The following is a 14397-nucleotide window of genomic DNA, read 5'->3' on the forward strand; positions in this document are numbered from 1 at the left end:
AGAGAGTGCCGAAATGGCAACGCAGCGTTCTTTCCCGGAAATATCGGACGAGGAGCTGATGCTGGAGCTCCAGCAGGGCCGGGAAGAGGCTTTCAACGAGATATTGGGCCGTTACAAGGACTACTCGGTCCGATTTTGTTACCGGTTCGTCCGGGACTACGAGCTGGCGGAGGACATCTCGCAGGAGGGGTTCATCCGCCTCTACAAGTACCGTCACAAGTACCAGATCACGGCCAAGTTCATCACCCTGCTGTCTAAAATCCTGATGAACCTGTGCCTGGACGAGTTCCGCAAGCGCAAGGCCTATACCACGGTCGAGATAGACGCCATGCCCGAGGGCGGCATGGACCGGATGAGCAGGCACGACCTGCTGAGCGACGAGAGCAGCCCGGACCCGGAGCAGGAGTATTACAGCAAGGAACTGGGGCAGAAAATCCGCCAGCAGCTCGGCGGCCTCTCCCCGCGCTATCGCACTGTGCTGATCCTGCGACAGTTCCACGGCTACAGCTACAAGGAAATAGCCGAGATCATGGGTGCCTCGCTCAACGAGGTCAAGATCTGGATCCACCGGGCGCGAAACCAGCTCAAAGAGCGTCTTTCCACTCATCTGAAATCGGTGCTCCGAGAATGAACAGACCGGCCGATAACTCCGAGCGCTTGAGCGCCTACCTCGACGGTGAGCTGCCGGAGGAGGAATCGGCCGGACTTAGAGCGACACTCCTGGAAAACGAAAGTTGGAGAAAGCAACTTGACGAATTGTGCGAGGTGAACCGCCTGCTTGTCCTCTGGGACCAGCGTGAAATGCAAGGCATCCACGCCTCAGCCGATTTCGAGCGCCGCCTTTTCTGCCGCCTGCGCGGCCTGCTCCGCCCCCTGCCTCCAGCCGGCAGCGCGCCGGATGACCCGATCATAATGAGCTGACACCGCTCCCCACCTGCATCTCGATCTGTATCATACTTGTTTTATTTCATTTACATCATTTTGCTATCCGATTGGATAGTAGCCCATTTCCCTGCCCCAGACCCACCCTTTTTTCACGTTTTCCAGGCCGCCACAACCTGATCCGTCACATTAAGCCGACCCGCTAAAGCGTTCTTTTCCCAAGGCGTAGAAAAATTCTTTAAAAAAAAGTGTTAAATACCCCTTCTTTTATCTTGACAAGCTTTCTGAGGCCTTTATATTGAATTCGGGTGTCAAATTGTGTCAAAAAGTGGCAGCATATCCCAAAGACGTTCTGCACCACCGCAGTCAATCCCGGGCGAGGCGGCATGAGACACTGGGGACGGTCAATCAACTCCCTTGACGCGAAAGGCAGAGTCTCACTGCCCGCGCGGTTCCGCCAGAAGGACACGGACTACTATGTCCTTAACCGCGGCCTGGACGGCTGCCTTTATCTCTACACTCCCGAGCAGTACGAGCAGACCCTCGAAAAGATCCAGAACCTTCCCGGCAACAAGAAAAATGTCCGGTTCTTCATGCGCGAGTGGACCAAGTTCGCAACGGATGTCCAGCTCGACACGCAGAACCGGATCCTGATCAGCCGGGAGCTGCTCGACCTGGCCGGCCTGAAGAAAGAGGTCGTGTTCCAGGGGGCCAACGACCGGGTGGAACTCTGGGACCCGGCCCGGCAGGAGGAGTACACCAGCCGCTTCGAGAAGGAGCAGTCGCTCACTTTCGAGGATATCGCCGAGATATTCGACTGAACGCGGCGGCAGTTCGGCTTTTGCAGTCGGCAAGAACCTTTCCAGGCACGGGCCGCTCACCGGCGGCCGGGGCCGAACCGGATTCTGGCGGAAATGGATTATCGCTCCCCATACCACAACCCCGTCCTCGTCGCCGAGGTCCTGGAGCTGCTCGCCCCGCGCAGCGCAGGCCTTTACCTGGACTGCACCGCGGGCGGCGGCGGCCACAGCCGGGCCCTGCTCGAGGCCAGCGCCCCGGAGGGTCGTGTCTGCGCCCTGGACCGCGACCCCGAGGCCGTGGAGGCGGTGCGCGCACGCCTGGCCGCTTTCGCCGGCCGCCTGAGCCTGGCCTGCGCCAATTTCGAGCAGGCCCCCGCGGCGTTCCCGGGCCTGCGGTTCGACGGCATCCTGCTGGACCTGGGCGTGAGTTCGCATCAGTTGGACGAGGCCGGGCGCGGCTTCTCCTGCGACAAGGACGGCCCCCTGGACATGCGCATGTCCGGCCGGGGCGAGTCCGCCGCCGCCCTGGTCAACTCCGCCGACGAGGCTGAGCTGGACCGCCTTTTCGCCCGCTACGGCGAGACCCGTTTCCATCGCAACATCGCCCGGGCCGTAGTCCGCGCCCGCGCCGACAGATACATTGACAGCACCGCGATGCTGGCGGACACGGTCCGCCGCGCCGTCCCGGTGCTCCAGGAGCGCAAGAGCGTGGTCCAGGTGTTCCAGGCCCTCCGGATCGCGGTGAACGACGAGCTGGGGGCCTTAGAACGCGGCCTGCCGGCCCTGTTCGAGACCCTGGCCGAACGTGGCCGCCTGGCGGTGATCGCCTATCACAGCCTGGAGGACCGCCTGGTCAAGCACTTTTTCCGCGGCCTGGAAAACCCGTGTGTCTGTCCGCCTGGCCTTCCGGTCTGCGCCTGCGGGCGCAAGAGCCGGGCGCGGGTGCTGACCGCCCATCCGGTCGGCCCTGCCGCGGACGAGCTGGAGGCCAACCCACGCAGCCGCTCGGCCCGCCTTCGCGCCGCCGAACGTCTGGCCGCCTGAACGGAAGGGCCCGCGATGAACCCGTATGCCGGCGCCTACAGACGGAACCAGGTGGTCAACCGGCGCATTCAGCGCCGCACGGCTTTTTCCGGAGCCCTGGTCGCGTTTTTCCTGCTGTTTCTCGCCTCGTGTGTCCTGGTCGGCAAGCGGACCGTGGGGCAGCAACTGCTGATCGAGGTGCAGAACCTCAAGTCCGAGCACAAGCGCCTGATCACCGAGCAGTCGATCTATATCAGCCGCAAGCAGGAATATCTGTCCAGGGAGAGGATAATCGCTTTCGCCAGGGAACGGCTCGGGCTGGATTTTCCCGAACCCGGCCAGGTGCGCTGGGTCAGGCTGGAAAGCACCGCAGCAGGAACCGGCGCCAAGGATATGGCCCGGCAATAACTGTTTTCAGAGGTATGTGATTTGGTCCCCTCCCAGGCAGACAAGCGCATACGGCTGGCCCTGGCGGTCGCCTTTCTCGGCGCCGCTGTGGTGACAGTCAACCTGTTCCGCATCCAGGTGCTCAGTCATGAGCGCTACCTGGCCGAGGCCGAGCGCCAGCACAAGCAGAAGATAGTGCTGCCGGCCCGTCGCGGCCACATCTTCGACCGCAACGGCGAGCCGCTCGCTGTCTCGGCCGAGGGCCTGAACATCTACGCCGTCCCCGAGCAGATCGAGGACAAGCGCGCCACCGCCTCCGCCCTGGCCGAGCAGCTCGGTCTGGAGAGCCGCAGCATCCTGGGCCGCATCTCCAACGACCGCCCGTTCGTGATGATCCAGCAGAAAGTCAATCCCCTGGAGGTCGAGCACCTGCGCAGTCTGAACCTGCCGGGGATCGGCTTCATCCCCTCCTCCAAGCGCTACTATCCGCACCACACCCTGGCCGCCCAACTGATCGGCTACGTGGGGATCGACGAGGAGGGCCTGACCGGGCTGGAGTTCCAGTACGACAAGCTGATGCGCGGCACGCCGGGCTGGCTGGTGGTGCAGCGCGACGCCCGCGGCCGCCCCTACAATCTGCTGGACTACCCGGTGGTGCGCCAGCAGAACGGCGACCACCTGCGCCTGACCCTGGACGCCGAGTTCCAGGAGATCGTCGAGGCCGAGCTGACCCGCACGATCACCGAAAGCGGGGCGCGTAACGGCTGCGCGATCGCGGTGCGGCCCGCCACCGGCGAAATCCTGGCCCTGGCCAACTATCCCCCGCTGGACCTGAACGACGAAAGCTCTTTCGCCCGCGACGGCTTCAAGAACATCGCGGCCAATTCGCCGTTCGAGCCAGGCTCCACGATGAAGACACTCACCGGCTGCGCCCTTCTGGCCGGCGGCCACGTGAAGCTGAGCGACCACGTGTTCTGCGAGAATGGGGCCTGGGTGATCAGCGCCCGCCGCACGATGCGGGATACCCACCGGTTCGGCGACTTGAATTTCCTGCAGGTGATAACCCATTCGAGCAACGTCGGCATGGGCAAGCTGATCCAGCGCATCCCGGATGCCGAGCTCTACCGCACCCTGCGCGCCCTGGGTTTCGGCCAGTACACCGGCCAGTGTTTCGGCGGCGAGGACAAGGGTATCCTTCCCGAACCCGCCAAATGGGACAAGACCACCAAGACAAGCCTGGCGATCGGCTACAATCTGATGGTCACGCCGCTGCAGATGGCGATGGCCTATGGCGCCCTGGCCAACGGCGGCATCCTGTACGAGCCGGCCCTGGTCAGCGAGGTGGTGGATGACTCCGGCCGCCGCGTTTCGGCTTTCACCCCGCGCATGGTGCGCCGCGCCCTGGATGAGCAGGCGGTGCTGCAGATGCGCCGGGCCATGGTCTCGGTGGTCGATTCCGGCACCGGAATCGCGGCCCAGGTCCCTGGGTTCAAGGTGGCGGGCAAGACCGGCACCAGCATGAAAGCCCATCCCGGCGGTGGGTACAACGGGGCCGGGTACATCAGCTCGTTTGGCGGCTATTTCCCGGCGGATGACGCGCAGATAGCCATGTATATAATGATAAATGACCCCGACTACCAGCACCGCTGGGGCGGCTCCTGCGCCGCGCCGGTGTTCGGCGAGTCGATCCGCAAGACCCTGCTGTCGCGCTCGACCGTGCTCGACCGGGTGAAACTGGGCCTGCCCAGCGCCGAGATGCAGGTGGCCGCAGCAGCAGCAGCGCCGGCCTCCCAGCTCGCCGCGCTCCACGAGCCGGCCGCCTCACCCGCCCGGTCGCGGAAGCCGGTTGCCGACAGCCTCGGTGTGGGCCAGGGAACCCTGGTGGCGCCGGATGTACGCGAAATGACAATCCGTCTGGCCGCGGCGCGCCTGGAACAACTGGGCCTTAAAGTCAACGTGACCGGCGCGGTGCGCGTGCTCGGGCAGAACCCTCCGCCCGGCGCCAGCCTGCGCCCCGGTGAGGTGGTCACCCTGACCGGAGTGCCGGTCGACATCCGAAACAATTCAGTCTCGCGCACTGGCGAGACCGAGCAGGCCAGGGCCGAAACCCCGGCCCGGAAACAATCCTACGGGGAGGTCCGGTGAGAAGAGACTCCATCACCATCGTGCTGGTCCCGGAAACACGCGAACCCATGACCATGGAGTTTTCGCTGCGTGAGCTGGCGCTCTTTTTCGTCCTTCTGCTGACCATTTTCTCCAGCGCCGGCTACTCCCTGTTCCGCTTCCGGGACATCCGTCGCGAGTACTCCTCGCTCAGCAGCGAGTTCCACAGCCTGAAGATCGACCTCAAGCAAAAAGAAAACCAGCTCGAGAGCCTGAAAAGCGAACTCGACTCCCGCAAGGGTCTGATCCTTCTGGTGGACGGCAAGCAGGACACCACCGAGCTGAGTAGCGTGGTCAGCTCGAACCAGCTCAAGGTGGAGGACGTGCAAGTCCGCTCGCAGGACACCCACAGCCTGTCCCTGGGGTTCCGGCTGACCAACACCACGCCGGACGAGCGGCCCCTCAACGGCTACCTGATGGTAATCGCCCAGCACAAGAGCGGGGATGTCGACATGTACGGCACGTTCCCCGAGCTGAACCTGGAGCGCTCCCGCCCGGTGGTCTACAGCCTGGGCGACAGCTATTCGATCCGACGCTTCAAGCAAATTGACGCCCTGGTGCCGCTCAAGGACAGCCTGGAAAACTACACCGCGCTCAAGATACTGGCGTTCAACGACAACGGGGATGTGCTGCTCAACGACAGCCGGGTCCTCCACTGGTAGGTGACGATGCTCCTGACGACCGCTGACATACGCTCAGCCCTCCCCTGGGCGGTCCTTTGCGGACCGGAGGGACAGCGCGGGTACGCGCGGGTGGCCACCGACAGCCGCGCCGATTGCAGCGGCACACTGTTCGTGGCCCTGGCCGGAGAGCGTTTCGACGGCAACCGGTTCGTGGCCGCGGCGGCCGCGGCCGGAGCAGCCGGGGCGATTGTCGGGCCGGGAGCGGAGGAGCTTCCCGACGGTCTCCAGTGTTTCCGGGTCAAGGACAGCCTGGAGGCCCTTCAGCGTCTGGCCGCCTGGCACCGCCGCCGGATGAGCGGCTGCCGCGTCGTCGGCGTGACCGGCTCCAACGGCAAGAGCACGACCAAGCAGATGATCGCCGCGGTCCTGGGGCGCGCTTTCCGCACCCAGGCCACGCCGGGCAACCTGAACAACCATATCGGGGTGCCGCTCACGCTCCTGAGCCTGGAGCCCGAGACCCAGGTCCTGGTGGCCGAGATGGGAGCGAACCACCCGGGCGAGATTCGCCATCTGGCCGGCCTGGCCGCTCCGGATGCCGCGGTGGTGACCAATATCGCCCCGGCGCACCTGGAGGGCTTCGGCAGTGTCGAGGGCGTGCGGGATGCCAAGCTGGAGCTGTTCGAGCAGACCGTCCCGGCCGGCTGGCGCCTCTACAACAGCGATGACCCGCGCCTGGCCGGGGCCGTGCCGCAGCGTTTCCCGGACGCCCTGGGGTTCGGGCTGGGCGAGGCCGCCGAAACGCGCGCCACCGAAATCTCGCTGGATGATCAGGCCCGGGCGGGTTTCAGCCTGGACGGGGCCTGCCGGGTCAGGCTGGGAATCCCCGGCCGCCACAATGTGCTCAACGCCCTGGCCGCCGCCGCGGTGGGCAAGGCTTTCGGGATGGACTACGAGGGGATTCGCGCGGGCCTGGAGGCCGCCGAGGCCCTGGGCATGCGCATGCAGATGCTCCATGTCGGCGCGCTCAAGGTGCTCAACGACTGCTACAACGCCAATCCCTCCAGCGTGACCGAGGCCCTGAACACCCTGGAGCAGATCGAGCACACCGGCCGCCGTCTGGCCGTGCTGGGCGAAATGCTGGAGCTGGGCCACCTCTCGGGCGACCTGCACGCGCGCGTGGCGAGGGATGCAGCCGCACGGGAGCTGGACCTGGCCCTTTTCGTCGGGAAGTACGCGCAAGAAATGAAAGAATCTTTTATTCAGGCCGGCGGACAGCGTGACCGGGTCCTGGCCGCAACCGACAGCGACACCGCCTGGACGGCGCTCAGGGAATTTCTCCGGCCTGGGGATCTGGTCCTGCTCAAAGCCAGCCGGGGAATGCGTCTGGAAACGGTGCTCCGCGCCATAGAACAGGAGTTCGTATGAACAACTGGAAGCTGCCCGAACCCAACGAGCACGAACCCTTGATTCCACCTCCGGCGAGCGTATCGGTGCTGGGGGCCGCCCGCAGTGGACAGGCCGCCGCCCGCCTGCTGGCCGAAAAGGGCTACGAGGTCTACCTGTCCGACAGCGCCCGCACCCCGAAGCTCGAAACCGAGTGCGCCGCCCTGTCCGGCCTGGGCGTGGAGGTCGAACTGGGCCGTCACGACCTCAAACGTCTGGCCGCCTCGAAATTCATCGTGGTCAGCCCCGGGATCGACGAGACCAAGGGCCTGCTTACCGAGCCCATCCTCTACGGCATCCCGCTGTTCGGCGAGGTGGAAATCGGCTACTGGTTCTGCCCCCTGCCCGTGGCCGCGGTGACCGGCACCAACGGCAAGAGCACCACCACGGCCCTGGTCGGGCACCTGCTGAACACCGCCGGAGTGCACTGCAAGGTGGCCGGCAATATCGGCTACGCTTTCTGCCGCGCGATCAGCGAGCTGAAAGACGAGAAAGTGATCGTGGCCGAGATCAGCAGCTACCAGCTCCACACCATCCGCACGTTCCGCCCGCGGGTGGGTGCGTTGCTCAACCTTTCCCCGGACCACCTCGACCGCTACGCCGAGGTGCGCGACTACTATTCGGCCAAGCTGCGCCTGTTCGACATCATGGGCCCGGGCGACACGGCGATTTTCAACGCCGACCAGCCGGAGACCGCGGAGTGGGCCTCGCTGGTGGGCGGGATGCAGCCGGCCTGGTTCGGGTTCAAGGAGCGCGTGGGAAGCCTGGCGTTCAGCTTCGAGGGCAGCCTTTTCGTGCGGGGACGGGACCATCGGGCGGTGGAGGTGATCTCGCTGAACAAATTCCCGCTGCCGGGCCGCCACAACCAGGAAAACCTGCTGGCCGCCGCGGCCACGGTGACCGCCCTGGGCCTGGACCCGGCCAGTATCCGCAAGGGCGTGCCCTCTTTCGTCGGCCTGCCTCACCGTCTGGAAATAGTGGTCAAGTCCGAGGGCGTCACCTGGGTCAACGATTCCAAGGCCACCACGGTGGATTCGGTCCAGCGGGCCCTGGAAAGCTACGCCGGCTCGGTCATCCTCATAATGGGCGGCCGCCACAAGGGCGCGCCATACAAGTCTCTGGCCGCCGAGGTGCGCGCCAAGGTCAAGCGCCTGATCCTGATCGGCGAGGCCGCCGACCTGATCCACCAGGACCTGGGCGGCCTGGCGCCGGTCTCGCGGGCCGACAGCCTGGAGGCCGCGGTCAAGGCGGCCTGGACTTTCTCCGGCCCCGGGGACACGGTGATGCTGTCGCCGGGCTGCGCCAGTTTCGACATGTTCACCGATTTCGAGCAGCGTGGCGACCGTTTCCGCGAGGCAATCAGGAGGATCGTGGCGGATGCTTCGTAAGGGCGAACCGACCGACAGCCGCCGTCTCGGCGGACAGGCCGTGGTCATCTCCATCATGCTGGCCCTGACCGGAATGGTCATGGTCCTGAGCGCCACCAGTATCAGCGCCCAGGCCGAGCACCTTTCCAGCTACGCCTATTTCCAGAAACAGGCCCTGCGCACACTGGTCGGCCTGGTGATCATGCTGGTCGCCTCGCGCCTGGACTATCACCTGATGCGCCGGATCAGCCTGGTGGCCCTGCTGGTGTCGCTTTTCCTGATGCTGATCTGCCTGATCCCGGGCACCTACTCGATCGCCCCGATCATCGGCGGGGCGCGGCGCTGGGTCCATCTGGGCTCGCTGACTTTCCAGCCCTCGGAGCTGGTGAAATTCTTCCTGATCTGCTGGGCGGCCGGGTTCCTTGTGGCCCGCAACAACCGGATCGGACGGTTCTCGGGCGGGTTTGTCCCCTATCTTCTGATAGTGGGCTTTTTCTGCCTGCTCATAGTCAAGCAGCCGGACCTGAGCATGGCCCTGGTGGTGTTCAGCCTGTCGATCATCCTGGGCTATGTCGGCGGCATACGCCTGACCCACCTCCTGCTGCTCGGGGTCTGCCTGACCCCGTTCGTCACCTACAAGTTCGTCATGAAAGTGGGCTACCGCAGCGAGCGTATCAGCAGCTTCATCATGGGCGAGGACGACAAGAGCGGCGGCGGCTACCAGGCCTACCAGAGCAAGCTGGCCCTGGGCTCGGGCGGGCTGGCCGGAGTGGGCCTGGGCCAGAGCCGGCAGAAATATTTCTTCCTGCCCGCCGCGCACACGGATTTCATCTTTTCTATCATCGGCGAGGAACTGGGGTTCGTGGGAGGCGCGCTGGTGATCGCGGCGTTCTGCTGGCTGGCTTTCGTGGGCATACGGATCGCCCGGGGCGCGCCCGACCTCTATGGGTTCCTGCTGGCCGGCGGGCTGACCCTGTCGCTCCTGTTTTCGGCCCTGATAAACCTGGCCGTGGCCACCGGCCTGGCCCCGACCACCGGTCTGACCCTGCCGTTCCTGAGTTTCGGCGGCACGAGCCTTTTCACCAGCTTCTGGGCCATCGGGATACTGAACAACATCAGCCGCAGCACCGAGGGAGAACCGGCATGACCCAGCTCGACATGTTCAGGCGGGTGAAAAACATTCACATGGTGGGTATCGGCGGCACAGGCATGTGCGGCATCGCCGAGATACTGCTGGAGGCCGGGTTCACGGTCTCGGGCAGCGACATGGCCCGCAGCGCCACCACCGACCGCCTGATCCAGCTCGGGGCGAGGGTCTGGATCGGCCACCGCGCCGAGCAGGTGGAGGGGGCCGATGTAGTGGTCATCTCCTCGGCCGTGGACCGCGACAATGTGGAGCAGGTCGCCGCCCGCGAGCGGCATATCCCGGTGATCCGCCGGGCCGAGATGCTGGCCGAGCTGATGCGCATGAAATACGGCATCGCGGTGGCCGGCACCCACGGCAAGACCACCACCACCTCGATGATCGGCCAGATGCTGGAGCATGCCGGCCTCGACCCCACGGTGATCGTGGGCGGGCGCCTGCGCTCGCTGGGCCGCAACGCCCGCAGCGGTGCGGGAGACATACTGGTGGCCGAGGCGGATGAGTTCGACCGCAGCTTCCTGCGCCTCACCCCCTCGGTGGCCATAATCACCAATATCGACCGCGAGCATATGGACTGCTACAACAGTCTGGACGAGCTGAAGGACGCTTTCGTGGAGTTCGCCAACAAGGTCCCGTTCTACGGCGCGCTGGTCACCTGCCTGGATGACCCGCTGGCCGTATCGATCATCCCGCGCCTGGAGCGCCGCCTGGTCACCTACGGCGGCTCGGCCCAGGCCGACCTCCAGCACCGCGACATCGTGCACCAGGAGGGCGGCACCCACTGCCGGGTCTACAGCCACGGCGCAGAGCTGGGCGAGCTGCACCTCCAGGTGCCGGGCGAGCACAACGTGAAGAACGCCCTGGCCGCCCTGGGCGTGGGCCTGGAACTGGGCCTCGATTTCGGCAGGATGTCGGAGGGGTTGGCCGCTTTCAGCGGCGTGCACCGCCGCTCCGAGGTGAAAGGCGAGGCCGCCGGCCGGATGGTGGTGGATGACTATGCCCATCACCCCACCGAGGTGCGGGCCACCCTGGAGGGGCTGAAAAAGGCCTGGAACCGCCGGATCGTGGCTGTGTTCCAGCCGCACCTGTACAGCCGCACCCGCGACCAGGTCGAGGAGTTCGGCCGCTCGTTCATGCATTCGGACATTCTGGTAGTCACTGCGATCTACGGGGCGCGGGAGAAACCCATCCCCGGAGTGAGCGCCGAGAGCGTGGCCGAGGCGGCCCGCAACTACGGGCACAGGCAGGTGCTGTACGCGCCGGAGCGCGAGGCCCTGGCCGAGGCCGTGGTGCGGCTTTCCCAGCCAGGAGATATGATCGTGACCCTGGGCGCGGGCGATATCTACAAGGTGGGCGAGCAGGTGCTGACCCTCCTGGGAGAGAGCAAGGCTTGAGCGAAAGCCGGGACATAAGCCTGGCCGGTCTGACCGGGGTCAAGGGCCTCTCCCTGCGCGAGGGCTATCCCCTGAAACGCCTGACCACTATCGGCGCTGGGGGCGCGGCGCGCTGGTTCGCCCAGGTGGAAAGCCTGTCCGCCCTGCGCAACCTTCTGCTCGCCCTGGGGGCCGCCCCCTGGTTCATCCTGGGCGGAGGCTCGAACCTTCTGGTGAGCGACCGGGATTTCCCCGGGGTGATAGTCCGCCTGGGCGGCGGTTTCCGGAGGCTGGCCCTGAGCGGTGAGCGCCTGGTCTGCGGGGCCGCGGCGCCGCTGGCGCGTCTGGTCCGTCTGGCCGTGCAGGGCGGGTTCCCCGGGTTCGAGGAACTGAGCGGAGTGCCCGGCTCGGTGGGCGGCGCGGCCGCGATGAACGCCGGCACGCATGTGAAAGAGCTGGGCGACCTGGTGGAAAGCCTCTACCTGATGAACGGCCGGGGCGAGCTGAAAAAATACCCGGCCGCCGCGCTAAGCCGCGGCTACCGCCGCAGCCTGGCCCCGGAGGCCGGCGTGATCACGCGGCTCGATTTCCGGCGCGGCCCCGGCGGCGACCCGGCCTCCCAAGCCATACGGGCGACAGAGCTGTCGAGCCAGAGAAAACAGAAACACCCGTGGAACAGCCGTACTTTCGGCTCCACGTTCAAGAACCCGGAGGGGATGATCGCCGCGAAGCTGATCGACGCGGCCGGGCTCAAGGGGACTCAGATCGGCGGAGCGCGGGTCAGCCCCAAGCACGCCAATTTCATCGAGAACGACCGCGGCGCCGCCGCTCTGGACATCCTGGCCCTGATCAAGCTGGTGCGCGACACCGTGCGCAGTCAGTCCGGGATCACCCTGGAGCCGGAGGTCCGCCTGCTGGGATTCACAGCGGAAGAACTGGGAGACCTCACCCCTTATGCGGTCTCCATCGTAAAGAATTGATTCTGGGACACTAAACATTCAATGCTGCGAGGGGTGCGATGACAGTCGGGAGAAGATCGGTCCGGAACCGTCGCCGGAGCGCATCAGGACGGAGACGCGGCGCCAGGGGACTCAAACTGCTTCTGTTGCTCGCTCTGACCGGGCTTTCCTGCTACGGGGCCGAGCGCTGTGACCTGTCGCACTATTTCTCGGTGCGCGAGGTGAGCGTGGAGCCCACCCGACGGATACCGGCCGGCGAACTGCTGGCCCTGAGCCGCGAGGCCCTTCTGGGACGCAGCATGCTGGGCGGGTTCACCGGGGCAGAGGCGGTCCTGCGCCGTCACCCCCTGATCAAGGATGTCAGCCTGCACCGGCGTTTCCCGGACCGGGTCAAGGTGGTGGTGACCGAGCGTGAGCCGGTGGCCATGCTCAACTGCGGCGAGCTTCTGCCCGTGGACAACGAGGGCTATGTCCTGCCGCTCAACGACCCCGCGGCCTGCGCCAAGCTGCCGCTTCTCACCCCGCGGAAGGCCGCTTTCGAGAACCTGGAGCCCGGCGACAGCCGCCACCGCCTGGACAAGGACGGGCGGATGCTGCTGGAGACCTCCCTGGCTTTCCGTCGCGCCGCGCCCGAGATGCTGCCGCTTATCAGCGAGTTCACGGTGAACTCCGAGGGCAAGATCACCCTGGTGACCCTGAACGATGGCGTGCAGGTGGTGATCGGCAAATGGGTCCGTCCCGAGACGGTGCGCTACCTCAAGTGGATGATGGCCCGTCTGGCCGAGGGCGGCGAGGCCGGTCCGCGCGAGGTGGACCTGAGCTTCGACGGCCAGATAATAGTCAAGGACACCAAAGGCATCTGATCCGCCGATAACGGAAAAAATACAGTCAAAGGTTGGACCTTCGCGTCGAGTTAACGGCCGGCCGCCCGCGCGGGGGATAAAAGCCGCAACATCACGCCGGCCGTCCGGGAGGACTGATGGCCAAAGACAACATAATCGTGGGGCTGGATATAGGCACCACCAAGATCTGCGCCATGATCGCCGAGCCGACCGAGGAGGGGGCGCTCAAGCTGGTCGGCGTGGGCACCTCGCGCAGCGAGGGCCTGCGGCGCGGCGTGGTGGTCAACATCGAGAAAACCGTGCAGTCGATCACCAAGGCCATCGAGGAGGCCGAGCTGATGGCCGGGGTCGAGGTGCGCGGGGTCTACGCCGGGATCGCCGGCGACCACATCCGCTCGATCAACTCCAAGGGTATAATCGCGGTCTCGCGCGAGCACACCGACATCACCCAGGAGGACGTGCGCCGGGTGGTCGAGGCGGCCCAGGCCGCGCACATCCCGATTGAGCGCGAGGTGATCCACGTCATCCCCCAGGAGTTCATAGTCGATGACCAGCGCGGCATCCGCGACCCGGTCGGCATGAGCGGCGTGCGCCTCGAGGTGGAGGTGCACATAGTCACCGGCGCGGTCACCAGCGCGCAGAATATTGTAAAAAGCATCCACCGCGCCGGGTTCGAGGTCTACGACCTGGTGCTCGAACCGCTGGCCTCCAGCTACGCCGTGCTCACCGAGGACGAGAAAGACCTGGGTGTGGCCCTGATCGACATCGGCGGAGGCACCAGCGACATCGCCCTGTTCTCGCGCGGCAGCATCCGCCACACCAGCGTGCTGGGCCTGGCCGGCGACAACCTGACCAACGATATCGCCATCGGCCTGCGCACTCCGGCGCACAAGGCCCGCGAGCTGAAAGAGAAATTCGGCTGTGCGGTGGCCTCGATGGTCAACGCGGATGAGATGATCTCAGTGCCCAGCGCCTCGACTCAGAGTGAGCGCCAGGTGTCGCGCCAGTTGCTGGCCTCGATCATCCAGCCGCGCATGGAGGAAATCCTGGGTCTGGCGTTCCGCGAGATCGAGGAGTACAACGACCTCCTGGCCGCGGGGATCGTGCTCACCGGAGGGACCAGCGGGCTCAAGGGCATCGTGGAGCTGTGCGAGGACGTGACCAAGCTGCCGGTGCGTGTGGGCAAGCCCGGAGGTGTGACCGGCCTGACCAACATGATCGACGATCCCAAGTTCGCTACCGGCGTGGGGCTGGTGCTTTTTGGCGCGCAGCAGCAGCCGGGCGAGGGACGCTTCCAGGGCGATGAGAGCAACGTTTTCAACAAGGTCGTCGACCGCATGAAAAACTGGCTCAACGACCTCTGGTAAAAAGAATATACAACAGGTGTCGAA

General features: G+C 65.5%; 14 protein-coding genes. All 14 read left to right on the forward strand.

Annotation, left to right across the window (positions count from 1 at the left end):
• The first annotated feature begins 13 nt into the window (after window positions 1-13).
• The 14 genes from LLH00_04330 to ftsA all read left to right on the forward strand — a co-directional run bounded on the left by LLH00_04330 (window position 14) and on the right by ftsA (window position 14373).
• Window positions 14-631: an RNA polymerase sigma factor gene (locus tag LLH00_04330; protein MCE5270490.1), complete on the forward strand. Its 618-nt coding sequence runs from the start codon at window positions 14-16 to the stop codon at window positions 629-631.
• The gene (locus LLH00_04335) at window positions 628-921 is read left to right on the forward strand and encodes a zf-HC2 domain-containing protein (protein ID MCE5270491.1); all 294 of its coding nucleotides are present in this window, start codon (window positions 628-630) and stop codon (window positions 919-921) included. Before LLH00_04330 ends, LLH00_04335 begins: the two co-directional genes overlap by 4 nt.
• Before the next feature lie 347 nt (window positions 922-1268).
• Complete coding sequence (gene mraZ / locus LLH00_04340; GenBank protein MCE5270492.1) at window positions 1269-1703, forward strand: division/cell wall cluster transcriptional repressor MraZ; 435 nt, start codon at window positions 1269-1271, stop codon at window positions 1701-1703.
• A 93-nt stretch (window positions 1704-1796) separates the two neighbouring features.
• A complete protein-coding gene (gene rsmH / locus LLH00_04345; GenBank protein ID MCE5270493.1) occupies window positions 1797-2726 on the forward strand; it encodes a 16S rRNA (cytosine(1402)-N(4))-methyltransferase RsmH in 930 nt (309 codons plus the stop codon).
• A gap of 15 nt (window positions 2727-2741) precedes the next feature.
• Window positions 2742-3113 (forward strand): hypothetical protein, encoded by a 372-nt coding sequence (locus tag LLH00_04350; GenBank protein MCE5270494.1) that lies wholly within the window; start codon window positions 2742-2744, stop codon window positions 3111-3113.
• A gap of 21 nt (window positions 3114-3134) precedes the next feature.
• Entirely contained in the window at window positions 3135-5237 is a 2103-nt protein-coding gene (locus LLH00_04355) for a PASTA domain-containing protein (protein ID MCE5270495.1), read from the forward strand.
• Window positions 5234-5917, forward strand: coding sequence for a hypothetical protein (locus LLH00_04360; protein MCE5270496.1), 684 nt, complete (start codon window positions 5234-5236; stop codon window positions 5915-5917). Before LLH00_04355 ends, LLH00_04360 begins: the two co-directional genes overlap by 4 nt.
• A gap of 6 nt (window positions 5918-5923) precedes the next feature.
• Window positions 5924-7303, forward strand: a complete 1380-nt coding sequence (locus LLH00_04365; protein MCE5270497.1) for a UDP-N-acetylmuramoyl-tripeptide--D-alanyl-D-alanine ligase — start codon at window positions 5924-5926, stop codon at window positions 7301-7303.
• Window positions 7300-8709: a UDP-N-acetylmuramoyl-L-alanine--D-glutamate ligase gene (gene murD, locus LLH00_04370; GenBank protein MCE5270498.1), complete on the forward strand. Its 1410-nt coding sequence runs from the start codon at window positions 7300-7302 to the stop codon at window positions 8707-8709. The genes LLH00_04365 and murD overlap by 4 nt, the downstream gene beginning before the upstream one ends.
• Window positions 8699-9835 carry a putative lipid II flippase FtsW gene (gene ftsW, locus LLH00_04375; protein MCE5270499.1) on the forward strand — a complete coding sequence of 379 codons (1137 nt, stop codon included), beginning with the start codon at window positions 8699-8701 and terminating at the stop codon, window positions 9833-9835. Before murD ends, ftsW begins: the two co-directional genes overlap by 11 nt.
• Entirely contained in the window at window positions 9832-11226 is a 1395-nt protein-coding gene (gene murC, locus LLH00_04380) for a UDP-N-acetylmuramate--L-alanine ligase (GenBank protein MCE5270500.1), read from the forward strand. The genes ftsW and murC overlap by 4 nt, the downstream gene beginning before the upstream one ends.
• Window positions 11223-12185, forward strand: coding sequence for a UDP-N-acetylmuramate dehydrogenase (murB, locus tag LLH00_04385; GenBank protein MCE5270501.1), 963 nt, complete (start codon window positions 11223-11225; stop codon window positions 12183-12185). Before murC ends, murB begins: the two co-directional genes overlap by 4 nt.
• A gap of 125 nt (window positions 12186-12310) precedes the next feature.
• Window positions 12311-13027: an FtsQ-type POTRA domain-containing protein gene (locus LLH00_04390; GenBank protein MCE5270502.1), complete on the forward strand. Its 717-nt coding sequence runs from the start codon at window positions 12311-12313 to the stop codon at window positions 13025-13027.
• 116 nt (window positions 13028-13143) lie between these two features.
• Window positions 13144-14373 carry a cell division protein FtsA gene (gene ftsA, locus LLH00_04395; protein ID MCE5270503.1) on the forward strand — a complete coding sequence of 410 codons (1230 nt, stop codon included), beginning with the start codon at window positions 13144-13146 and terminating at the stop codon, window positions 14371-14373.
• Window positions 14374-14397 lie beyond the last annotated feature (24 nt).

The organism is bacterium, assembly GCA_021372515.1.
GTDB lineage: Bacteria > Gemmatimonadota > Glassbacteria > GWA2-58-10 > GWA2-58-10 > JAJFUG01.